Below are 22610 nucleotides of genomic sequence, written 5' to 3' on the forward strand. Positions count from 1 at the left end.
TTGCACAAAATATATTCTTTTTGAGTAAATCTATCCTCGCGCAAAAATACGCACAGGCTTTGCAAATGCAAAATCTGCAAGTTGCCATTGCCCAAACCGAAAACCGAACGCACTTAAAAGGTCTTGTCGGTTCTGCCTTTTCATTAGTTATTAGTGAAGCTTTTAAAAAAGCAGACAAACCATTTTTACTTGTTTTTAACGATAAAGAAGAAGCTGCCTTTTACCTCAACGATCTGGAAGCCCTGCTAAACGATAAAGACGTCCTCTTTTACCCAGGCAGTTACAGAAGACCTTACCAAATTGAAGAAACAGATAATGCAAATGTATTATTGCGATCGGAAGTTTTAAACCGAATTAACTCGCGAAAAAAACCCGCAATTATTATCACCTATCCGGATGCGCTTTTTGAAAAAGTAGTCACGCGGAGAGAGCTGGAAAAAAACACGCTAAAAATTGCGATTAATGATAATTTATCTATCGACTTTGTAAATGAAGTACTTTTTGAGTATAAATTTAAACGTGTTGATTTTGTTACAGAACCTGGTGAGTTTTCAGTTCGTGGTGGAATTGTAGATGTCTTTTCTTTTTCAAATGATGAGCCTTACAGAATTGAGTTTTTTGGTGACGATGTAGATAGTATCCGAACTTTTGATGTAGAAACCCAACTATCGATCGATCAGATCAAAAAAATTAGTATTATCCCTAATGTTGCTAATAAATTTTTAGATGAAAGTCGTCAAAGCTTCTTAAAATATATCGCGCAGAAAACGGTGATTTTCACTAAAAACACCCAGTTGGTATTTGATAGAATTGACGATTTTTATACCAAAGCAGAAGATGCTTTTAAAAATCTAACCTCCGAGCTTAAACACGCTCAACCAGAGGAGTTATTCTGCAATGCCACATTATTAAAAAAGCAATTATTAGATTTTAATATTGTAGAGTTTGGTAGCAAAGCGGTTTTTATTAATAGTGAAAAAGCAGAGCAAACAATAAGTTTCAACACCACGCCTCAACCGTCTTTTAATAAACAATTCAATTTATTAATTGAAGATTTAAACCTGCATCACGACCGCGGTTACACCAATTATATTGCCTGCGTAAGCGAGCAACAAGCCAAACGTTTTCATGATATTTTTGATGACGCTGAAGAGACCGTTCATTATAAAACTATTGTACTCACCTTATATCAAGGTTTTGTAGATCATGATAATAAAATAACCTGTTATACCGACCACCAAATATTTGAGCGCTATCATAAATTTCATTTAAAGAATGGTTATGCTAAAAAGCAGGCGATTACTTTAAAAGAACTGACCAATTTAGACATTGGCGATTATGTAACGCATATTGATCACGGTATTGGAAAATTTGGTGGACTTCAAAAAATAGATGTTGAGGGCAAAAAACAAGAAGCGATAAAATTGATTTATGGCGAACGGGATATTCTGTATTTAAGTATTCATTCTCTTCATAAAATCACCAAATTTAATGGTAAAGATGGCAAGCCACCTAAAGTTTATAAATTAGGTAGTAAAGCATGGAAAACGCTTAAAGCAAAAACTAAATCGCGTGTTAAGGAAATTGCCTTTAATTTGATTCAGGTTTATGCCAAGCGAAAACTAGAAAGAGGTTATCAGTATCATCCTGATAGCCATATGCAACATGAGCTTGAAGCTTCCTTTATTTATGAGGACACACCAGATCAAAGCACCGCAACCGCTGATGTAAAAGCAGATATGGAAAGCGAACGTCCTATGGACCGCCTAGTTTGTGGCGATGTAGGTTTTGGGAAAACAGAAGTCGCTATTCGAGCAGCTTTTAAAGCTGTAGATAATGGTAAACAAGTGGCTATTTTAGTGCCCACTACTATTTTGGCTTATCAACATTCTAGAACTTTTAGAGAGCGATTAAAAGAATTTCCCGTTACAGTAGATTACCTCAACCGTTTTAGAACGGCTAAAGAAAAACGTGAAACATTAGCTAACTTAGAAGCTGGCTCCGTAGACATTATTATAGGCACACATCAGCTCGTTAATAAAAATGTAAAATTTAAGGATTTAGGCTTACTGATTGTCGATGAGGAACAAAAATTTGGAGTCGCCGTAAAAGAAAAATTAAAGACTTTAAAAGACAATGTAGATGTGCTAACTTTAACGGCCACACCTATTCCACGAACCTTACAATTTAGTTTAATGGCAGCGCGAGATTTATCTGTCATCACGACACCGCCGCCAAACAGATACCCTATAGAAAGTCATGTAGTTCGTTTCAGCGAAGAAACAATTCGTGATGCCGTAACTTATGAAATTCAACGCGGTGGGCAGGTATTCTTTATACATAACCGTATTGAAAACATTAAAGAAGTCGCTGGATTAATTCAACGCCTTGTTCCTGACGCCAAAATTGGTATTGGTCACGGGCAAATGGAAGGTAAAAAACTCGAGCAACTCATGTTAGCTTTTATAAATGGTGAGTTTGATGTTTTGGTGAGTACAACTATTGTAGAAAGCGGGTTGGATGTACCAAATGCCAACACCATTTTTATTAACAATGCGAATAATTTCGGACTAAGTGATTTACACCAAATGCGTGGTCGTGTTGGACGAAGCAACAAAAAAGCATTCTGTTATTTCATTACGCCGGAGTACTCCGCTATGACTGAAGATGCTAGGAAACGAATTACAGCTTTAGAACAATTTAGTGAGTTGGGCAGCGGTTTTAATATAGCGATGAAAGATTTAGAAATCCGTGGTGCTGGCGATTTATTAGGAGGCGAGCAAAGTGGTTTTATTAATGATATTGGTTTTGATACCTATCAAAAAATTCTAAATGAAGCCATTGATGAGTTGAAACAAACAGAATTCGCAGATTTATATGAAGATGATGGCAAGGAAAAAGAATACGTAAAAGATATTACTATTGATAGTGACTTCGAATTACTATTCCCAGATGATTATGTAAACAATATTGCCGAACGTTTAAATTTATACACCAAACTAAACGAGGTAAAAACAGAAGCCGAACTCGTAAAATTAGAAAGTGAAATCCGCGATCGTTTTGGAGAGTTCCCAACACAAGTTGTCGATTTATTAAATAGTGTTCGTATTAAATGGGTAGCCACTAAAATGGGCCTCGAAAAAGTGGTTATGAAGCAAGGTAAATTGATTGGTTATTTTATTACCGACCAAAAGAGTGGCTTTTATCAAAGTCCGAATTTTACACGTGTTTTACAATTTGTTCAATCCCATCCGCAAGCTTGTAAAATGAAAGAAAAACAAACCCGTAATGGTTTACGCTTATTATTAACTTTCGAAAATATTAAAACGGTTGACAAAGCATTGAAGGCCTTAAAACCAATTCTAAATGTCGATTAAACCCATTACGGCACACCTCTTGGTGTTATATACAAAACGCGTTATTATGAAGAAATTAGTCCTTTTAATTCTTTTATTGCCATTCACAATGGTGTCGCAAAATAGCATTCAAGGCACATTTACTCCTGCGGAATCATTCAATTTTGCGCTTTTATATCATGTAACACCAACGAGTACAAATTTCGTTAAGCAAGTTAAAACAAAGACCGATGGTACTTGGAGTATCTCATTAGATGCAGATGCAGAAAAAGGTATCTATAAAATTGTTTATGCTGTGCCTGTAGAAGCAAATAATTTTAATGTGTTTTATAATGGCAAAGAAGATATATTGCTTGTTTTCGATTTAGATACGGGCTTAAGTTTTACGGCTTCAGAAGAAAATAAGATTTGGGAAACTTATACCGATAGTATTTCAAAACTAAACAGCTTAATAAGTAATTATTATTCAAAAGGAAAAACGGATAAGTCTGAAATAAAAGCCGTTTTTGAAACCTTAAGAGCAGCCCAAAATAATTTTGAAAAAATGACTTCAGGCAAGTTGATAGCGCCCTTTGTAAAGTCAAACAGAACTTATATCCCAGAGGCCTATGAAGATATAAAAACCTATTCTTTAAATTTAAAGAAACACTTTTTTGATTATATGGAGTTTGGCAATCCTTTATTACAAAACTCCGATTTTATAAATGATCGTATCATTGCCTATGTTTTTGTAATGCCAGCAGAAACCCACTATTATAAACAAGCAATTGATGAAGTAATAAAAGCAACTGCCAATCACGACAAAACGCAACTGTCTATACTCCAAAAACTCTGGGAAAGCATGATAACAAATAAGCTTCCAGAAGTTGCCATTTATATTAGTGACACCTATTTATTACCGTTAGCTAAAACTTATAACAATACGTATTTAGTGAAAATTATAGAGAATTATAATAAAACAGCGATTGGCAAAAAAGCGATAAACTTCGATTTCACGTATTTAAAAAATGACAAGATTGTAAAAACAAGTCTTTACAACTTCAATACGAATAAACAAACCGTCCTTATTTTTTGGAGTAGCACATGCAGCCATTGTTTAAAAGAACTACCAAAAGTGAAAACAATTATGGATCGTCATCCAGAAGTTACTGTTTTAGCATACGGTTTAGAGAGTGACATAAGTAGCTGGGAAGAAGCTACTAAAAATTACAAAGGTTTCACGCAGACTTATGATTTAAGAGGTTGGAACAGTCAAGCAGTTAAAGAATATGGCATTTCAGTAACACCCACTTTTTTTGTTTTAGACGCTGATAAAACCATCATTGCAAAACCAGGAGAAGCGGAAGATTTATATGAGATTTTTAAGAAATAAACACCTCTTAAAACTGTAATGTAACGATTTTAAAATAGTTTTAAAAATGATAAAACGCATTCTCATAATGTGTGATAGTTTCTATTTTTTTATTTTTTAAAACAGCTACAATGTCAAACCGACAGCTTAAATCAATATCATTTTCAATAATATAAGCATCCATTGCTTTAACGAGTAGTTTTACTTTTCCGGCAGTTACAAATTCTTGGGGATCGCCGAAAAAGTTGGAGTTACGTGTTTTTACTTCCACGCAAATTAGCTCATTTTTATATTCGGCAATAATATCTACTTCAGCTTTCTGAAAGTAGTAATTACGCTCCAGAATAATATAACCTTTTGCTTGTAGGTATTCAGCCGCTAATTGCTCGCCTAATTCGCCAAGTTCGTTGTGTTCTGCCATAATTCCTGCGAAAGCATAGATCTATTTAATATTACGCTTAACCCACTCTAATCGCTTGCAATGTAATGAATTAGATTCATAAATAATTGATTTCATTCTAATTCTCATATCATTTTACACAATTGATAATTTCATTCTTTCAAAACAGATTTACACCAACCTCTAATCTTTATAAATCTTACAATTAGTCGTATCTTTGTACTTATTTTAAAATTAGCGCAATGGCAAGTCAAATTAAATGTCCAAACTGTGGTATCTATAACACGAATGCCGAATATTGCACAAACTGTGGAACGCTTTTATCACATATAAAAAGACGCGAATTAGCCTATGCTGAAGAGGAAAAAAATCGCAAGGAACGCGAGCGTATAAGAAAAGAAAAATCGCCTTCACTGTATCAAAAATATAAAAATCATAAGTTTTTAATCGTACGTGTATTTGTAAAAGTGATGCATTCTATTTGGATGGCTTTTATGGCTATCGGTATGTTTATTGCCTGGCTTGTTTCATCAATCGTGGCATGATAATTTTAAAACACCCCGTTTTTTATAGTAGTGTTTTAGTAGCCAGTATAATTTATATTGCTCAAAGATTGCAATTACCACTTCCCAATTGGATCTACTTTTATGTGAATGATTTTTTATGCATGCCCATTGTTTTAAGCTTAAGTTTAGCCATTTTACGCCGCATTAAAAAAACAGAAAATCTTTACGTTCCGCTCATAGTCGTTTTAGCACTAACCACTTATTTCGCAGTATATTTTGAGTGGCTTATGCCCCAAATCAACACACGTTACACCGCGGACATTATTGATGTAGGCTTATATTTTTTAGGCACTATGTTGTTTTTTAGTTTGCAGAAACGTTTATTTTGAAAATTTTAAAGTCGACTGATCTTTACCAACAACCAATTCTACGTCTTCTCCGAAAATCATGGCGCGATTATCATCTTCATGACCTGCAGGCATATTAAAAGCGATTGGAAAATCATATTCAGCCAAAGCATCTAAAATTAATTGTTCGGTAGAACTTCCCCAACTAGTTGTATTTCTTCTCATTTTGGACATATCGCCAACCAAAACTCCAGCACAATTATCGAAATACCCAGCACGCTTTAAACTCTGAAGCATACGATCCACATGGTACTTATACTCGCCTATCTCTTCAATAAAAAGTATTTTTCCAGCTGTATCCACACTACTTTTTGAACCCAACATGGTATGAAGTATTGTTAAATTACCACCAACTATTGGCGCATTTATGGCACCTATTTTATTATAACTAGATCCTTTTAGGGCATATGAAAGCGGCTCTCCGAAAATTGCTTTTTTAAAGGTGGCTATCGTTTCCTCCAAACCTTTATTATCCGCTGTTAAACTGGTACACATCATGGCGTGCATGGTTTCCAAACCTTCATTATGGAAATCATTATGTAAGGCCGTAATATCACTATAACCGATTAGCCATTTCGGATCTTTTTTAATCTGCGTATAATCCAATTTATCTAAAATACGCACCGTACCATAACCACCCCGAGCGGCCCAAATAGCACTCACACTAGGATTATCCATAGCGCTTTGAAAATCTTCACAACGCTCAGCATCGGTTCCTGCAAAATGATTACCCTGACTAAAAACATGTTTTCCAACGATGGCGTGTAAACCCCAACTTTTCAATAATTTTACAGCCCGTTGGACTTCAGCCTGACGGTTTTTTAAAATTCCTGAGGGGGCTACAATAGCAACCGTATCACCCGCTTTTAAATATGGTGGTTGTATCAATTTTTGGGTTTTTTGTTTGGCTATTTCTTCCTGTGGCGCAGTATCTGTTCCAAGGAACAAAACGGAAAAACACAGCACTAATATTAATGAGATTTTTGACATACCGTAAAAATACATATTTTTTCAGACGTTCTTAAATTTTAAACATTTTCTATAAAAACTATATCTAAAAAATTTATAATTACGTGTTTCTCAATCGTTCGTAAAATGCGTACTTTTGTCACCTTTAAATAGAATTCCATTTCATTCTGAACAAAGTGAATAAATTGAAGATTGAGCATAGCTAATCTTTAAAAAAGATGTTCCAACTGCGCTCGGCATGACATAATATAAAGATATGAATCAACCAAAACGATATACCATCACCGCCGCTTTACCATACACAAACGGCCCTATTCACATTGGCCACTTGGCTGGTGTTTACGTACCTGCTGATATTTACGCGCGTTATTTACGTTTAAATAATAAAGATGTCGCGTTTATTTGCGGTAGTGATGAACATGGTGTTCCTATTACCATTAAAGCGAAAAAAGAAGGCGTTACACCTCAAGATATTGTCGATAAATATCACGCAATTATTAAAAAATCGTTTGAAGACTTCGGAATTACCTTTGATAACTATTCGCGAACAACGGCAAAAATTCATCATGATACCGCTCAAGAATTTTTTAAAAAACTGAATGATAAAGGCGAATTTATTGAAGAAGTTACCGAACAATTATATGACGAAGAAGCGAATCAATTTTTAGCAGATCGTTTTGTTACGGGAACCTGCCCTAAATGCAATAATGAAGAAGCTTACGGCGATCAATGTGAACGTTGTGGAAGCAGTTTGAATGCTACAGATTTAATTAATCCGAAATCAGCATTGACAGGAAATGTTCCGACTTTAAAAGAAACCAAACACTGGTTTTTACCTTTAGATAAGCATGAAGCCTTCTTAAAAGAATGGATTTTAAAAGGTCATAAAAAAGATTGGAAACCGAATGTTTACGGTCAAGTGAAATCGTGGATCGATGACGGTTTACGACCACGCGCCGTTACAAGAGATTTAGATTGGGGAATTCCCGTTCCTGTCGAAGGTGCCGAGGGAAAAGTACTTTACGTTTGGTTTGACGCGCCAATTGGCTATATTTCTTCGACTAAAGAATGGGCTGAACGCGTAGGTAAAGATTGGGAACCATATTGGAAAAGTGAGGATACCAAACTGGTACACTTTATAGGAAAAGATAATATTGTGTTTCACTGTATTATTTTCCCAAGCATGCTAAAAGCCGAAGGTTCTTATATTTTACCAGATAATGTTCCGGCCAACGAATTTTTAAACTTGGAAGGGCAGAAACTGTCAACCTCTAAAAACTGGGCGGTTTGGTTGCCAGAGTATTTGGAAGATTTTCCAAACCAACAAGATGTGTTGCGTTATGCGCTAACAGCAAACGCTCCTGAAACTAAAGATAACGATTTTACTTGGAAGGATTTTCAAGCTAGGAACAATAATGAGTTGGTTGCCATATTTGGAAACTTTATTAACCGTGTGGTGGTCTTAACCAATAAATATTATGATGGCTTTATTCCAGAACCATCAGAATTTTCAAAAGTAGACGAAGAAACATTAGCGTCAATAAAAGCATATCCAGCAGTTATTTCAAGCTCTATAGAACGCTATAGATTTCGTGAAGCATCACAAGAATTGATGAATCTAGCACGATTAGGAAATAAATATTTGGCAGACGAAGAGCCTTGGAAACTGATAAAAACCGATGAAGTCCGTACTAAAACTATCATGTTTGTGGCATTGCAAATTGCATCGGCTCTAGCCACTTTAAGCAAACCATTTCTACCATTTACCTCAACTAAATTAAAAAACATTTTAAGTGCCAGTCCAAATACTATTAATAACTCGTGGGATGATATTAGTCAAAAAGATATTTTATTACCAGCGGGACATCAAATTGGTAAAGGCGAATTGTTATTTTCTAAAGTTGAAGACGAAACTATTCAACTTCAATTAGACAAATTGGAAGCTAGCAAAAAAGCTAATGCGGCAGAGAATGCACCAGAAGCAACTGTAGAACCCCAAAAGGAAATCATAACTTTTGAAGATTTCACTAAACTTGATTTACGTGTCGGAACAATTTTAGAAGCTGAAAAAATGCCTAAAACCAAAAAGCTTTTAGTTTTAAAAGTAGATACAGGAATTGATACAAGAATCATTGTTTCCGGAATTGCTGAAAGCTTTAAACCTGAAGAAATTATTGGCAAAAAAGTAACAGTATTGGTTAATTTAGCACCAAGAGCATTACGCGGTGTAGAAAGTGAAGGCATGATTTTAATGACGGAAACACCAGAAGGAAAATTAGTGTTTGTTAATCCTGATGATGCTTCGGTAGCAAATGGAAAGCAAATTTCGTAATCCAGTGCTACCTATGTGAAAATTATCCTGATCGTTTTTATTTTTTTGAGTTCGAAATATATTTAGCCAAGCAGCTATTATTTTACTCTAATATTATGACGTTTCAAAAATGAGTTTAGCAGCACTTACTTTTAGGTTTTTATCACTATACACAAAGGGATACGCGTTATATAACCACTAAAGTCTTTAAGCTGGAGAAAACCACAATATAACATCCAAATCAACATTTTTTTCGTATATATTATAACCGAGTTCTAGCAATAGCATTCGGTTTTTATTCGTTTGAATTAATATATCAGATTAATATGATGTAATTTTGACTAATTAAAACTTAACACTTATGAGAAATTTAATAGTATTATTATTAACCTTGAGTATGCTGTCATGCGGCACCTCTAAAGTTGTCCGAGACTCCAGAAAAGATTTAAAAGGAAGCTGGACTTTAAACTCCTTTAATTATAGCAAAACAGGCTCTTTTAAAGTCGATTTGTTTAATGACGCTTCTACCGACTGTTTTGAAGGCAGTACTTGGGAGTTTATTCCTAATAATAGTTCAGGAACCTATGAAATTACTAACAGTAATTGCGCTACAGGGCCACGAAATTTCAAATTTCAAATAGATGAAATTGATCAAGCTACTGGTTTATATGATTTTCTAATAAAGCCCACTAGTGCTAAAGGCAAATCTGAATACAACCAAGGTTATCGCTTAAAATTAGCAGGTATAACAGAAACGACCATGCAGTGGCGTCAGACCGTAACTTTAGACGGTAGTCCTTTTACAATATTCATGAACTTTACAAAACAATAATATAAAATGAAAAAAGCAATTAATAAAATTAGCATTATAGCATTTGCCTGTATTTTGGCAATTAGTTTTACAAACTGTAAAGCAATAGAAAACTCTAACAACAGACAAAAAGGAGCCGCTATTGGCGTTGCCAGTGGAGCCATTCTAGGTGCCATAATAGGAAACAATGTTGGTGGTAAAAACTCTGAATTAGGTGCCGTAATTGGTGGCGTTGTTGGTGGAGGAGCCGGTGTTATTATTGGGAACCAAATGGACAAACAAGCCCAAAGAATTGAAGAAGAAGTTCCTGGCGCAACCGTTGAACGAGTAGATGAAGGTATTGTAGTTACTTTTGATGAAAATAGTGGTGTTCATTTTGCAACAGAAAAATATAACATCAACGCAACGTCACAGCAAAATTTAGATAAACTAGCTAACGTATTTAAAGAGTACCCAGATACTAATCTTTTAATTGTTGGACACACAGATAGTAATGGTAGAGATACTTATAATATGACTTTATCAAAAAATAGAGCTGAAGCTGTTACCAATTACTTAAGAAATTCTAGAGGTATTAGTTCATCGCGTTTAACAACACATTGGTTTGGCGAAGAGCAGCCAGTTGCTGACAACTCAACCGATGCAGGTCGTGCCAAAAACAGACGTGTAAATATTGCTATTGTTCCAAACGAAGAGATGGTTCAAAATGCAAAACAACAATCAGGTAACTAAAAATAGAACCTTTTCATTATGAAAAAACACTTATTAGTATTAGCTGTTTTAGCACTTATTTTTTCAGTAAGTTGTGAAAACGCGAATAAAAAAGAAAACACAGATTCAGATCCTTTGGATGTTGAAAAGACCGATACTGAATTGAAATTAGATATACATACAAGCCAAACCTCACTAGATTGGAAAGGAACCTATGTGGGAACTCTACCTTGTGCGGATTGTGAAGGTATTAAAACAACCATTCGTTTAAATGAAGATTTAACGTATGATGCCGTTATGGAGTATTTAGGCAAAGAAGAAAACAGTGTGGGTAGCAAGGGCTACTACAAGTGGTCAGATGATGGTTTAAACATAATTTTATCAGATGATACTGAAACTCAATATAAAGTTGGTGAAAATCAATTGATACAATTGGACAAATCGGGTAACCTTGTAACTGGTGAACTGGCCGATTTATACATTTTGAAAAAACAAAAAATGAACTCCAATAAGCATATCGCTTTTACTGATACCAAGTGGAAATTAGTACAATTAATGGGTAAAGAAATCAATGATTCTGAAGCTTTTATATCTTTCTCAACGGAAGAGAGTAAAGTATTTGGACATGCAGGTTGTAATACATTTTCAGGTAAATATGCTGTTGAAAACGGCAGTCAAATATCATTAGATAAAGTAGCTGTTACCATGATGGCTTGTCCTGATATGACTGTTGAAAAGCAGTTTATGGAAGTGCTTAATACAACTGACAATTTCTCCCTACAAGGAAACACAATGACACTTAACAAGGCAAAAATGGCGCCTTTAGCAGTTTTTGAAGCTGTAGAATAAGTCCATTGAATTACTATAAAGGAAAAACCTCGCAGACTATAAACTGCGAGGTTTTTTTAGTAATTTACAGCACTGATAATTGAATGTTATTTATATCACATTTTAATACTTTACATTATGTCTACGCCACTAAAATCACATTGGAATACCGCCTATAACAAAGAAGATGAGCAATTAGGTTGGTTTGAAGAAAATCCTAAAGAGACTATGAAGTTGGTGTTGAAAACACAGCTTTCTAAAGATGCCAAAATTCTTAATGTTGGCGCCGGAACTACAACACTTATAGATACGCTTTTAGATGCTGGTTTCACAAATATTATCGCTAACGATTTAAGTGAGTTGGCTTTAGAAAAACTTCAAAATCGCGTAAAGAATTCACATAATTATGATTTGAATATTGTGGTGGATGATTTAACAAATCCACAAGAAATAGATCAATTAGAACCTGTGGATTTATGGATAGATCGCGCCGTATTACATTTCTTTTTAAAAGAAGACGAACAACTAGCCTATTTTAATTTAATTAAGAAAACTGTGACTAAAAATGGCTTTGTGCTTATTGCTGTTTTTGCGACTGATGGTGCCGAAAAATGTTGCGGACTCGATGTACAGCGTTATAACAAATCAATGCTTCAAGAAAAATTAGGATTGGAATTCGATCTTGTTTCCAGTTTTAACCATACGTTTATAAATCCTTTTGGTGGCGAACGACCATACATTTACACGTTGTTTAAAAGGAAATAATTTAAAAACTGATCCCTTTTAAAACATCAATCTGAAACCGATTTTATTTTATCTTGCTTGATAAAAAACTAGTGTTATAATAATTGCTAAAAAAATATTTGTTCTGCTCCCTCATTTCAAGTTCGCCAAGAAGTCAGGGAATAGACTATTGTATCAATCGTTTTATTTTTAAATAGTCAAAACCCATTCATTAATTATTTTGAACAATGTAAGTAAGGTTTGCTCGTTTTGTACGTCTATCCTTGTCCCCTAGTTGTCATGACTTTTATCATATAAAAATTAGTTGATAATCCGTATATTATTGCATTAGTCAAACGACACTTAAAGGTTAAATACAATTATGATATCCCCAGAAATACTCAAAAACGAAACTAACAGGCTGAACGCGCTAAAATCTTATGATGTTCTGGACACCCTGCCAGAAAAAGAATACGACGAAATTACCGCTTTAGCTTCCATGATTTGCAATACACCAATGTCTTTAGTATCTCTTATTGATAATGACCGACAGTGGTTTAAATCTAATCACGGTATGGACATTACAGAAACGCCAAGAGAATTTGCTTTTTGCGCTCACGCTATTAACAAAAAAGGCGAGATGCTTATTGTAAATGATGCGCGTCAAGATGAACGATTTAAAAATAATCCATTCGTAACTGGAGACCCAAACGTAGTATTTTATGCAGGCATGCCATTAGTATCTCCTGACGGCTATCCTTTAGGGACATTATGTGTATTCGATGTCGAATCTAAAGTGTTATCCACGGAGCAGAAAAATGCACTTGAATTTCTTTCCAATCAAATAATGAATCTTTTGGAGTTACGGAAAAACACGATGATTTTACATCAAAACAACCTAGAACTTAATGCTAAAAATAAAATACTAGACAACTTTGTAAGCATTGCAGCGCATGACATAAAAGCGCCTATGAACAATGTTTTGGCGTTATCCAATATGCTTATTGAGGATTTCTCTAATACTATGGAGCCAGAAGCTGTTCAAATAGTTAAATATATCCATACTTCTGTCCAGCAATCCACACATCTCATAGATGGAATTCTCAATTACAGTATCGATAAAAATGCTTTCGTAAAGGACAAGGAACCTATACATTTAAAATCATTTTTAACGGATATTAAGGAAGCTATGGTTACAGGAAATAATATTCAAATTACTACCGATGTAGATCCGAACTTGAATGTATTGATTAACAAAACTGCTTTAACTCAAGTTTTCAGTAATTTAATTACAAACAGTATTAAATATGGAAATAAGGATATAGTTAAAATCCATATTCAGGTTACAGAAAAGGAATCACAACTTATAATCAGCGTTAAAGACAACGGTCCAGGTATTCCTTTAGAGGAAGAAAATAGTATTTTTGAACCTTTTTCAACCACCTCTAATATAGATAATGATGGCTTTCATGGTACAGGAATAGGATTGGCAACAGTTAAGAGTTTAGTTGAAACTTTAGGTGGCGAAATTTCGGTAGTTTCTAAAGTAAACGAAGGCGCTAATTTTGTGTTCTCTTTACAAAAAAATTAAGTGTTGCGCCCTATTCTTTGTTTATGTTATTTCGGGATTCGGGTGGAGTGCATCATTTCTAGTTTCCAAATCGAGTCTTGCTTAACGGCCACAATGCTTTCCAACCATTGCATTTTTCCTAAAATAGTATCTTTCTTAAAGGTTGCATAATTATGATAGGCCATCCAAACACGATTTCCTTCTTTTTTAGCTTTAAAAAAGTCGAAAGTATTAATACGTTTCGTGCCCTCATCTCTTAATTTTGCTTCTTTACACCAATTGGAAATGGTTTCATTAGTCCAAACTTCGCCATGTTCTAAAATTATAAAATCATCCGTATGATATTTTGATATGGCTTCGGCATTTTTTGCAGCCCAAACATTATCAAAAACACCTTGTACAACTTGTTCTACTTTTTTAAATGCCTCGGCATCATTATTAGGTTCTTCTTTTTGACAGCTCATAATAGATAAGATAAAAATGAAAGATAATTTGATTAGATGTTTCATGGTATATAGATACTTAAATGGCTAGTAAATCTTATTTTAGCAAAATAAATAAAAAGGCCATGTTATCACTACTAAACTACATAATTTTAAACACGCAATTACCGGAAACATCTGTTAAAAACACAGTGGAATTACTAAATGAAGCTTCTACAATTCCGTTTATTTCCCGTTATAGAAAAGAACGAACTGGCAATTTAGATGAAGTTCAAATTGGGGACATTGTAAAATATAAGGAACAGTTTGAAACGTTAGAAAAAAGAAAAACAACCATTTTAAAGGCATTAGTAGATCAAGAAGTTTTAACACCTGAATTACAGAAAAAAATTGAGGCCACTCAAGATTTAACAACTTTGGAAGACATTTACTTACCTTTCAAAAAAAGCAGAAAAACAAAAGCTGAAACAGCTCGAAAAAACGGATTGGAGCCTTTGGCAAAAATTATCATGAGTCAAAATACGTCTGACATTGAATCCGTAGCTTCTAGGTATATAAAAGGCGATATCAATTCAGTTGAAGATGCTTTGGAAGGTGCTCGTCATATTATTTCCGAATGGGTCAACGAACGCACGGATGTACGAAATAATATTCGTCAACAATTAGAACGCTTTGCCATGATTTCCACCAAAGTGGTAAAATCTAAAAAAGATGATGACAATGCACAGAAATTTCGCGATTATTTTGAGTGGGAAGAAACTTTAAGTCGGATTCCATCACACAGATTACTTGCTATTTTACGCGCCGAAAAAGAAGGTTTTATAAAGGTAAAAATTGCCATTGACAATGAGCGGGCTTTAGACAAAATTGAAGATCGTATTATTCGCTCACAAGGCGATTGCGCAGAACAAATTCAATTGGCTATTCAAGATGCTTATAAGCGCTTATTATTCCCTTCCTTATCCAATGAAGCGCTTCAAAATGCTAGAGAAAAAGCCGATGCAGACGCGATTAACGTTTTTGCTAAAAACTTAAAACAACTGTTATTAGGTTCGCCATTAGGTGAAAAACGTGTTTTAGCAATCGATCCAGGTTTTAGATCCGGTTGTAAGATTGTGTGTTTAGATGCCCAAGGAAATTTAAAACACAACGAAACTATTTATCCCCATCCACCAAAAAGTGATGCTATTGGTGCCATGAAAAAAATAGGCTCGTTGGCTGAAGCTTATAAAATTGAAGCCATTGCCATTGGTAATGGAACAGCATCCCGAGAAACAGAGGCATTAATTAGAAAAATTCACTTTAAAAATGATCTTCAAGTATTTGTGGTGAGCGAAGCTGGTGCTAGTATTTACTCGGCATCCAAAATAGCACGCGACGAATTTCCAAATTATGACGTAACGGTTCGCGGCTCGGTTTCCATAGGAAGGCGTTTACAAGATCCGCTAGCGGAACTGGTTAAAATTGATGCCAAATCTATTGGCGTAGGGCAATACCAGCACGATGTAGACCAAACGAAACTTAAAAGTGAATTGGATACAGTGGTAGAAAGTTGTGTAAATTCAGTTGGTGTAAACATTAATACAGCCAGTATATCTTTATTGAGTTACGTTTCAGGAATTGGCCCTAAAATTGCCGAAAATATCGTGAATTTCAGAAGCGAAAAAGGTGTTTTCAACTCCAGAAGTGCCATTAAAAAAGTGCCGCGTCTAGGTGACAAAGCATTTGAACAAGGTGCGGCATTTTTACGAATTAAAGATGCTAAAAATCCGCTAGACGATTCGGCAGTGCATCCAGAAAGTTATGCTATTGTAGAACAGATGGCAAAAGATTTGGGCAAGCCAATTTCAGAATTAATTGGAAATTCTACCGAACTTCAAAAAATAGATTTAAAGCGTTATTGCACGGCCTCGGTAGGCTTACCAACACTTCAAGATATTATTAAGGAATTGGAAAAACCTGGATTAGATATTCGTGAACAGGCCAAAGTATTTACATTTAATCAAAATATTAAATCCATAACTGATTTAGAGGAAGGACAACTTCTTCCTGGAATTGTTAACAACATTACCAATTTTGGAGCTTTTGTGGATGTCGGTATCAAAGAAAGTGGCTTAATACATGTTTCCAATTTATCCGATAGTTTTGTAAGCGACGTTAATGCGCACGTAAGTTTGCACCAACAAGTTATTGTTAAAGTTTTGGAAGTGGATGTAGCGCGAAAACGTATTCAGCTTAAATTACATAAATAATATGCTAAAAATTGCCTTTCATCCTATTTACCAACATCCATTACCTGAAAAGCATCGCTTTCCCATGCTAAAATATGAGTTGCTTCCCAAGCAATTACTGTATGAAGGTACTTGCAGCGAAGCTAATTTTTTCGAACCGGTAATTCCCGATGATCGATATATACTTCAAGTTCATACAGCTGAATATTACAACCACTTATTAAACCTAACTTTAGATGCCAAAGCTGCCAGAAAAATAGGATTCCCGCTAAGTGCCGAGCTTATAAAACGTGAAGTAATAATTGCCGATGGTACTATAAAGGCAAGCAAATTTGCTCTAGAAAACGGTATTGCTATGAATATTGCCGGCGGTACGCACCATGCCTATAGCAATCGCGGAGAAGGTTTTTGTTTATTAAATGATCAAGCCATTGCTGCTCGGTATCTTCAGAAGCATCAACTAGCAGAAAAAATCCTGATTGTCGACTTGGATGTGCATCAGGGAAATGGAACAGCCGAGATTTTTCAGAATGACCCTTCCGTGTTTACATTTTCTATGCACGGAAAAAGTAATTACCCGTTTAAAAAAGAAGAAAGCGATTTAGATATTGCGCTAGAAACTGACTCCAATGATCAAGAATACTTGAGTATTTTAAAAGAAACCCTACCAAAATTAATAGCATCTGAAAAACCAGATTTTATATATTATCTCTGCGGAGTAGATGTTATGGCTACCGATAAATTGGGGAAATTAGCGCTTACTCTAGAAGGCTGTAAGGAACGCGATCGTTTTGTACTGCAAACATGCAAAGATTTGGGAATTCCTGTTATGTGTAGTATGGGTGGCGGTTATTCACCAGATATAAAAATTATTATAGAAGCGCATGCCAATACCTTCCGATTGGCGCAACATATTTTCTTTTAAAGACTAAATATAGATCTACTTTAATACAAAATTTAGCTGTTTTATCTTTTAAAACTCAAAAGGGATAATATTTAATAAGAAATAGCTAATTTACTACCAGTATATACGGACGTTAGTAGTTACTTTTGCAGCTTGTTGAATCGCAAATTTTGAAGGTTATGAAAAAAGCTAGATGGGCACTTGTCATAGGTATTCTTTGTATTTCTGTATTCCCTGTTTTAGTTAAGCTAAACTTAACACCTGGTGTTATTTCGGCATTTTATAGGATGGCCTTTTCGTTCGTGCTCATATTACCATATGCCTTATTTAAAAAGCAGATAAAAATTCCAAATTTAAGAATCGGACTTTTAGCTGTTCTATGCGGAATTATTTTTGGTAGCGATGTAGCCGTATGGAATATTGCCATTCAAGAATCTACAGCAACACAAGCCTCTTTACTAACCAACTTATCGCCTGTTTGGGTGGGCGTTTTAGCTTTGTTTTTTTTAAAAGACAAACCTAAAGCGAATTTCTGGGTTGGAACATTAGTAGCTGTTTTTGGCATGATGATGCTGGTCGGTTTTTCGACTTTTAGAAATTTGGATTTCGATTTGGCTTTTAGTTTCGGTATACTTTCTGGTGTACTTTACGCGTTCTATATGCTTATTAGTAAAGAAGCTTTAAAACACTTGAATGTCATTACTTTTATGACGGTTAGCCTTGGCGCATCATCTATATATTTAGGTATATTGAGCTATGCGCTTAATGAACCATTTTCAGGATTCTCTAATACAGGCTGGTTCGTATTAGTTATGCAAGCAGTTATTTGTCAGCTTTTAGCTTGGTTATTAATTAGTTTCGCAACCAAAAAAATGCGTGCCACTCGTGTTTCTGTTAGTTTATTAGCACAAGGTATTTTAGCGTCCATTTTAGCCTGGTTATTTTTAGATGAAACTATAACCCTACAAATGGTACTAGGCGGTTTGGTCTTGCTTTTTGGTATTCGCATTACTTTTTATGAAAAGCAGTTGCACAAAAAGTTCTTTAGTAAACCTGGTTCCGCCCAAGCTTTAAATCTTCACAAAAAATAAGTACTTTTGAGTCTCCCTATTTTTTGATACAAAGTTATTTATGAATTGGATTATACTCATTATTGCTGGCTTGTTTGAAGTAGCTTTTGCTGCTTGTTTAGGAAAGTTTAAAGAAACTAGTGGCAGCACAGCAACCTATTGGTTTATTGGGTTTTTAATTTGTTTAACCATCAGCATGATACTTTTGGTGAAAGCCACACAAAATTTACCGATTGGAACGGCATATGCTGTTTGGACAGGAATTGGCGCCGTAGGAACTGTTTTGGTGGGTATTTTTATTTTCAAAGAACCAGCCGATTTTTGGCGTCTATTTTTCATTACTACACTAATTGCATCCATCATTGGTTTAAAGTTTGTTGCCAGCTAAACCCTAATAAAAATGGGCTTTTTTAGGATTTTTCTAACTATAATCCACACATAAATTGTGTAACTTTACATAAAAGTATAAACTATGGTATCCAAAAAAATTGAAGAAGCATTAAACGAACAAATTCGCATTGAAGCAGAGTCGTCTCAAATATATTTAGCAATGGCTTGTTGGGCTGAAGTAAAAGGTCTGGAAGGTGTTGCTAACTTTATGTATAGCCAATCTCAAGAAGAGCGCGACCACATGTTAAAACTAGTGAAATTTGTAAATGAACGTGGTGGGCATGCGCAAGTTTCGGAATTAAAAGCACCAAATGGGACGTTTAACTCCTTTCAAGAAATGTTTGAAAAACTTTATGAGCATGAAAAATATGTGTCGGAAAGTATTAACGAACTTGTACATATAAGCTTACAAGAAAAGGATTATGCCACGCATAATTTCCTACAATGGTATGTTGCCGAGCAAATTGAAGAAGAAGCTATGGCTCGCACTATTTTAGATAAAATAAACCTCATTGGAAACGATAAAGGTGGACTGTATTTATTTGACCGTGATATTGAGCAGTTAACCATTAGTTCAGCAGCTTCTAACGGATTGAATTAAATTTAACAGTTAATTCTATTTAGAATCATTAAAAATAATTAATTTTGCCTAAACAGCTACAAATTAGCATATTTTGGGCAAGAAAAAAGAAAAGAAGAAACAGAAAAAAGCTTTAAAATCCTTACAAGAAGCCGGTTATATTACTGCCGAAAGGAAGGTAAAAAGCAAATGCTGTGAAAAATATAAGAAAAGCGAAAAGAAACGCTGTGGCAAATGCCCGTGTTTTGATTTGCTTCAAGAAGTTGCATAAAAAAAGCCACGAAGTTTATTCGTGGCTTTTTTAATTTTCGGGATTTCTATTGCTTCCCAAACATGAGTAACTCGTTACACAAAACTTCTGTGGTATAACGTTTAATTCCATCCTTATCGTTCCATGAATGGTTAGTTAATTTGCCCTCTATGGCAATTTCCTGACCTTTAGTTACGAAGTTTTCAACCACTTTTACCAAACCTCCTTTTACAACGATATTGTGCCAGTATGTACGCTCTACTTTTTCGCCTTTTTTGTCTTTGTAGCTATCATCTGTAGCTAATGAAAATTTGGCCATCTTATTGCCATCTTCAAAATTAATAATTTCAGGATCTTGTCCTAGTCTTCCAATTAACTGTACTTTGTTTCTTAACGTATTCATAAGATAAGGTATTAATTACGTTGACTATCATTAGGTCAAATCAACAGGGCAAAGGTGCAACCACGCCCAAGTATTAGCCGGTAGTTATCTATTTAAATTCGTTTGTAAATGTTTGTAGTCGTTTGTACGCGAATAGTTAACGGATTTTATAATCTCTTTGAGTAGTATTTTAAAAAGCGTCGATATCCCGTAACATCTTTGTATAAAAGTGTATATTGGCGTTGATATAACGAGTTGGCAACAAGCTGAAAAACAACAAACATCTGAAATAATCAATGACAATTCTTTTTATTTCAAATCGACCTCATTTCACAAAAGAAGAAGCATTAAAATTATTTCAACCTTATACAGAAGAAAAAGATTTTCATCATTTTAAATCTTTGACAAAAGCTAAAGATTTTCTGACCAACAATTTAATAGAAAAAGACAAACATCTCGATTTTATAATATCAGATTGGAAATTTCAGAATAGTAATTCTAAAACCATTCTGAATTGGATTAGAGATTCATTAGAAAATTATTCATCTAGTAATTTTCAATTAAAATCTATACCCTTTTTGCTTATCGAGGACAGAGAAAATCAATCCGCTACGATTTCTGATGGATTTGATGCTGTAATTGAAAATTTCCCAAACAACTACGTTAATTTAAAACATAATATTACTAGTTCTATTAAAAAATGGAGGACTTCATTTGCTGATGATTTGGAACTAATAGGACTTGACCCAAAAACTAAAACAAGTTATTCCATACATCGCAAATCATTTACATCTTATTACAAACTAAAAGTTTTATCAAAAAAGTTTGTAGATAAAAAATCAAACTCGCTGAATTATATTTGGACAGATTTCAACTACAATAATCTTGTGGATTCAAATGAACTATTTGAAAAGAAAATGAAACAAACTTTAAGAAGACCAACAAAATACCTAGAAAAAGAGTTTCACGATTTTTTGCGAGATAATCCAACATTTGTCAAAGGAGAAAACTTCAACAAATTACTTTACGAGAAACATCTTTATATAAATAACACCAGAAGATATAACGAACCAGATTTTATCAATAAACCTTTTGATTATGCAATTAGGTTTCCCGAAATCTTTGAGGTTAAAAGACAATCTCAAAGACTTTTTTGGAAAAACAAAGACCAACTTCTGTCAAAAGCAAAAAAAGGATTTGAACAAGTAATTCGCTATAAAAATTATATGGAATCCAAAAATGAGGCGAACGAATATTACATTAAAAAATATTTAGGTAAAGTTTACAATCAATATGAATACACACTTTTGATGGGTTCATCTGAAGAAAAAAGATATAATGAAAATCTGATTGAAGAATTAAAAAGCGATTTTAATTTTACTGAAGTTAGTTTAGTAACATATGAGGATTTGTTAAATAAGCATATTCGACTTTGCAATAGGCTAAATGATTTTAATATATTCTAACATTGGAAAAGAAAAGCCAGTTGCCAACACCGTGTATAATTCATTGCTAGTTCTGGCTTACTTACGAAAGTCCTCGCGGACTTTCTATCTGTGATTTATTTGCTAACTTTAGTGCTGAAACACGCAACGAAATCATACACAAACACGTTGGGCGTAATTAAAAAAAACTGAATGTACACATTAGAAGAAGTTAAAATTGCATATTACAAATTAAAGAATTACGTCTACTACGATAATACTGAACTTCTACTACGAGAAAAACTCATTGAATTCGAAACTGACACTAAAAAAGATGATTCGAATCTATTCAGTTGGGGAATATCTGAACCTTATTCTGATTTGAATGACTTCAAGAACATTTTCGCTACCAAAAAAAATACTATCGAACAGAATTTAGAAATAAAATTCGCAAAACTGTTAGAAGAGATAAATTCAAATAATCTAGAAAGCAAATATTTTAAATATTTATTTAGCCAAATAAAAGTAGATTTTTTTCCTAAAAAAATAAAATCAACAGATAATGAATTAGATAAAAATTTCATATCTAATGTTAAATGTAAAGAAAATTACGAAATTGAAAAAGTCACTCCTTTTATTAATGCTCCATTAGAATTTCATATTATTTCAATAATGTGGATTATAAGAAGTGGATATAAATTTGATGCAGAATTACTAGACGAGTGCAAAGGAAATAGACTGCTTTTAAATAAGGAAAGAACTGATTTAATTCAAAACTCTTCACTTTTTAAACCATATTATTCTCAATACCAATCTTGGAGAGATGATTCAGTTTCAGTTGCACAAGAATTATTAAAGAATAAAAAAAATGCCTTATTCATTAATCTTGATATAAAAAATTATTTTAATTCTACCAATTTAGATTTTGAAAAATATTTTCCAGAGGATGATTCAGTAAATAATATTTTAAGAGCATTACATAAAATTTATAGT

The 22610-nt window shown here is 34.1% G+C and carries 21 protein-coding genes; 17 read left to right on the forward strand and 4 right to left on the reverse strand.

Annotated features, from left to right (window positions below):
* Positions 1-20 precede the first annotated feature (20 nt).
* Positions 21-3377, forward strand: coding sequence for a transcription-repair coupling factor (mfd, locus tag BZARG_RS06930; RefSeq protein ID WP_008636593.1), 3357 nt, complete (start codon positions 21-23; stop codon positions 3375-3377).
* Between the two features lie 46 nt (positions 3378-3423).
* Positions 3424-4728 (forward strand): TlpA family protein disulfide reductase, encoded by a 1305-nt coding sequence (locus BZARG_RS06935; RefSeq protein WP_157998025.1) that lies wholly within the window; start codon positions 3424-3426, stop codon positions 4726-4728.
* A 40-nt stretch (positions 4729-4768) separates the two neighbouring features.
* Here BZARG_RS06935 and BZARG_RS06940 read toward each other — a convergent pair whose 3' ends face one another.
* Positions 4769-5128: a YraN family protein gene (locus BZARG_RS06940; protein ID WP_008636681.1), complete on the reverse strand. Its 360-nt coding sequence runs from the start codon at positions 5126-5128 to the stop codon at positions 4769-4771.
* A gap of 221 nt (positions 5129-5349) precedes the next feature.
* Between BZARG_RS06940 and BZARG_RS06945 the strand changes: the two genes are divergently transcribed.
* Positions 5350-5652 carry a zinc ribbon domain-containing protein gene (locus tag BZARG_RS06945; RefSeq protein ID WP_008636646.1) on the forward strand — a complete coding sequence of 101 codons (303 nt, stop codon included), beginning with the start codon at positions 5350-5352 and terminating at the stop codon, positions 5650-5652.
* Positions 5653-5993: 341 nt separating this feature from the next.
* Here the strand turns inward: BZARG_RS06945 and BZARG_RS06955 are convergent, their stop codons facing one another.
* Positions 5994-7010, reverse strand: coding sequence for a S66 peptidase family protein (locus tag BZARG_RS06955; RefSeq protein ID WP_123766885.1), 1017 nt, complete (start codon positions 7008-7010; stop codon positions 5994-5996).
* A gap of 235 nt (positions 7011-7245) precedes the next feature.
* Here BZARG_RS06955 and metG point away from each other — a divergent pair, with 235 nt between their 5' ends.
* The 6 genes from metG to BZARG_RS06985 all read left to right on the forward strand — a co-directional run bounded on the left by metG (position 7246) and on the right by BZARG_RS06985 (position 13964).
* Complete coding sequence (gene metG, locus BZARG_RS06960) at positions 7246-9321, forward strand: methionine--tRNA ligase (protein WP_008636574.1); 2076 nt, start codon at positions 7246-7248, stop codon at positions 9319-9321.
* A 340-nt stretch (positions 9322-9661) separates the two neighbouring features.
* Positions 9662-10132 carry a lipocalin family protein gene (locus BZARG_RS06965; RefSeq protein ID WP_008636663.1) on the forward strand — a complete coding sequence of 157 codons (471 nt, stop codon included), beginning with the start codon at positions 9662-9664 and terminating at the stop codon, positions 10130-10132.
* A gap of 6 nt (positions 10133-10138) precedes the next feature.
* A complete protein-coding gene (locus BZARG_RS06970) occupies positions 10139-10843 on the forward strand; it encodes an OmpA family protein (protein ID WP_008636759.1) in 705 nt (234 codons plus the stop codon).
* 18 nt (positions 10844-10861) lie between these two features.
* Positions 10862-11671 carry a copper resistance protein NlpE N-terminal domain-containing protein gene (locus tag BZARG_RS06975; protein WP_008636766.1) on the forward strand — a complete coding sequence of 270 codons (810 nt, stop codon included), beginning with the start codon at positions 10862-10864 and terminating at the stop codon, positions 11669-11671.
* A gap of 117 nt (positions 11672-11788) precedes the next feature.
* Positions 11789-12415, forward strand: coding sequence for a class I SAM-dependent methyltransferase (locus BZARG_RS06980; RefSeq protein WP_008636695.1), 627 nt, complete (start codon positions 11789-11791; stop codon positions 12413-12415).
* A 340-nt stretch (positions 12416-12755) separates the two neighbouring features.
* Positions 12756-13964 (forward strand): GAF domain-containing sensor histidine kinase, encoded by a 1209-nt coding sequence (locus tag BZARG_RS06985; RefSeq protein ID WP_008636654.1) that lies wholly within the window; start codon positions 12756-12758, stop codon positions 13962-13964.
* Positions 13965-13990: 26 nt separating this feature from the next.
* Here BZARG_RS06985 and BZARG_RS06990 read toward each other — a convergent pair whose 3' ends face one another.
* Complete coding sequence (locus BZARG_RS06990) at positions 13991-14407, reverse strand: nuclear transport factor 2 family protein (protein WP_008636685.1); 417 nt, start codon at positions 14405-14407, stop codon at positions 13991-13993.
* A gap of 104 nt (positions 14408-14511) precedes the next feature.
* Between BZARG_RS06990 and BZARG_RS06995 the strand changes: the two genes are divergently transcribed.
* The 6 genes from BZARG_RS06995 (at position 14512) to BZARG_RS15855 (ending at position 19832) form a co-directional block, all read left to right on the forward strand.
* On the forward strand, positions 14512-16638 hold the full coding sequence (locus BZARG_RS06995) for a Tex family protein (protein ID WP_040288115.1): 2127 nt from the start codon (positions 14512-14514) through the stop codon (positions 16636-16638).
* Position 16639: 1 nt separating this feature from the next.
* Complete coding sequence (locus BZARG_RS07000) at positions 16640-17542, forward strand: histone deacetylase family protein (protein ID WP_008636762.1); 903 nt, start codon at positions 16640-16642, stop codon at positions 17540-17542.
* Positions 17543-17700: 158 nt separating this feature from the next.
* On the forward strand, positions 17701-18612 hold the full coding sequence (locus tag BZARG_RS07005; RefSeq protein WP_008636758.1) for a DMT family transporter: 912 nt from the start codon (positions 17701-17703) through the stop codon (positions 18610-18612).
* A gap of 40 nt (positions 18613-18652) precedes the next feature.
* Complete coding sequence (locus BZARG_RS07010) at positions 18653-18979, forward strand: DMT family transporter (protein WP_008636642.1); 327 nt, start codon at positions 18653-18655, stop codon at positions 18977-18979.
* 84 nt (positions 18980-19063) lie between these two features.
* Positions 19064-19582 (forward strand): ferritin, encoded by a 519-nt coding sequence (locus tag BZARG_RS07015; RefSeq protein WP_008636669.1) that lies wholly within the window; start codon positions 19064-19066, stop codon positions 19580-19582.
* A 73-nt stretch (positions 19583-19655) separates the two neighbouring features.
* Positions 19656-19832: a hypothetical protein gene (locus tag BZARG_RS15855; protein WP_008636748.1), complete on the forward strand. Its 177-nt coding sequence runs from the start codon at positions 19656-19658 to the stop codon at positions 19830-19832.
* Between the two features lie 46 nt (positions 19833-19878).
* Here BZARG_RS15855 and BZARG_RS07020 read toward each other — a convergent pair whose 3' ends face one another.
* The gene (locus tag BZARG_RS07020) at positions 19879-20214 is read right to left on the reverse strand and encodes a single-stranded DNA-binding protein (RefSeq protein ID WP_008636657.1); all 336 of its coding nucleotides are present in this window, start codon (positions 20212-20214) and stop codon (positions 19879-19881) included.
* Positions 20215-20489: 275 nt separating this feature from the next.
* Here BZARG_RS07020 and BZARG_RS07025 point away from each other — a divergent pair, with 275 nt between their 5' ends.
* Together BZARG_RS07025 and BZARG_RS07030 are read left to right on the forward strand one after the other, a co-directional pair.
* Complete coding sequence (locus tag BZARG_RS07025) at positions 20490-21659, forward strand: response regulator (RefSeq protein WP_008636696.1); 1170 nt, start codon at positions 20490-20492, stop codon at positions 21657-21659.
* Positions 21660-21830: 171 nt separating this feature from the next.
* Positions 21831-22610, forward strand: a 780-nt coding sequence (locus BZARG_RS07030; RefSeq protein ID WP_040288096.1) for a hypothetical protein, incomplete at its 3' end; no start/stop codon positions are given.

The organism is Bizionia argentinensis JUB59 (assembly GCF_000224335.1).
Lineage (GTDB): Bacteria > Bacteroidota > Bacteroidia > Flavobacteriales > Flavobacteriaceae > Algorimicrobium > Algorimicrobium argentinense.

Coding starts and splice junctions, on each gene's coding strand:
- BZARG_RS07025 (WP_008636696.1), top strand. CDS start 20,490: ATGACAATTCTTTTTATTTCAAATCGACCTCATTTCACAAAAGAAGAA.
- BZARG_RS07015 (WP_008636669.1), top strand. CDS start 19,064: ATGGTATCCAAAAAAATTGAAGAAGCATTAAACGAACAAATTCGCATT.
- BZARG_RS07005 (WP_008636758.1), top strand. CDS start 17,701: ATGAAAAAAGCTAGATGGGCACTTGTCATAGGTATTCTTTGTATTTCT.
- BZARG_RS06995 (WP_040288115.1), top strand. CDS start 14,512: ATGTTATCACTACTAAACTACATAATTTTAAACACGCAATTACCGGAA.
- BZARG_RS06980 (WP_008636695.1), top strand. CDS start 11,789: ATGTCTACGCCACTAAAATCACATTGGAATACCGCCTATAACAAAGAA.
- BZARG_RS06955 (WP_123766885.1), bottom strand. CDS start 7,010: ATGTCAAAAATCTCATTAATATTAGTGCTGTGTTTTTCCGTTTTGTTC.
- BZARG_RS06945 (WP_008636646.1), top strand. CDS start 5,350: ATGGCAAGTCAAATTAAATGTCCAAACTGTGGTATCTATAACACGAAT.
- metG (WP_008636574.1), top strand. CDS start 7,246: ATGAATCAACCAAAACGATATACCATCACCGCCGCTTTACCATACACA.
- BZARG_RS06935 (WP_157998025.1), top strand. CDS start 3,424: ATGAAGAAATTAGTCCTTTTAATTCTTTTATTGCCATTCACAATGGTG.
- BZARG_RS06975 (WP_008636766.1), top strand. CDS start 10,862: ATGAAAAAACACTTATTAGTATTAGCTGTTTTAGCACTTATTTTTTCA.
- BZARG_RS06940 (WP_008636681.1), bottom strand. CDS start 5,128: ATGGCAGAACACAACGAACTTGGCGAATTAGGCGAGCAATTAGCGGCT.
- BZARG_RS07010 (WP_008636642.1), top strand. CDS start 18,653: ATGAATTGGATTATACTCATTATTGCTGGCTTGTTTGAAGTAGCTTTT.
- BZARG_RS07000 (WP_008636762.1), top strand. CDS start 16,640: ATGCTAAAAATTGCCTTTCATCCTATTTACCAACATCCATTACCTGAA.
- BZARG_RS06970 (WP_008636759.1), top strand. CDS start 10,139: ATGAAAAAAGCAATTAATAAAATTAGCATTATAGCATTTGCCTGTATT.
- BZARG_RS06990 (WP_008636685.1), bottom strand. CDS start 14,407: ATGAGCTGTCAAAAAGAAGAACCTAATAATGATGCCGAGGCATTTAAA.
- BZARG_RS07020 (WP_008636657.1), bottom strand. CDS start 20,214: ATGAATACGTTAAGAAACAAAGTACAGTTAATTGGAAGACTAGGACAA.
- BZARG_RS06965 (WP_008636663.1), top strand. CDS start 9,662: ATGAGAAATTTAATAGTATTATTATTAACCTTGAGTATGCTGTCATGC.
- BZARG_RS06985 (WP_008636654.1), top strand. CDS start 12,756: ATGATATCCCCAGAAATACTCAAAAACGAAACTAACAGGCTGAACGCG.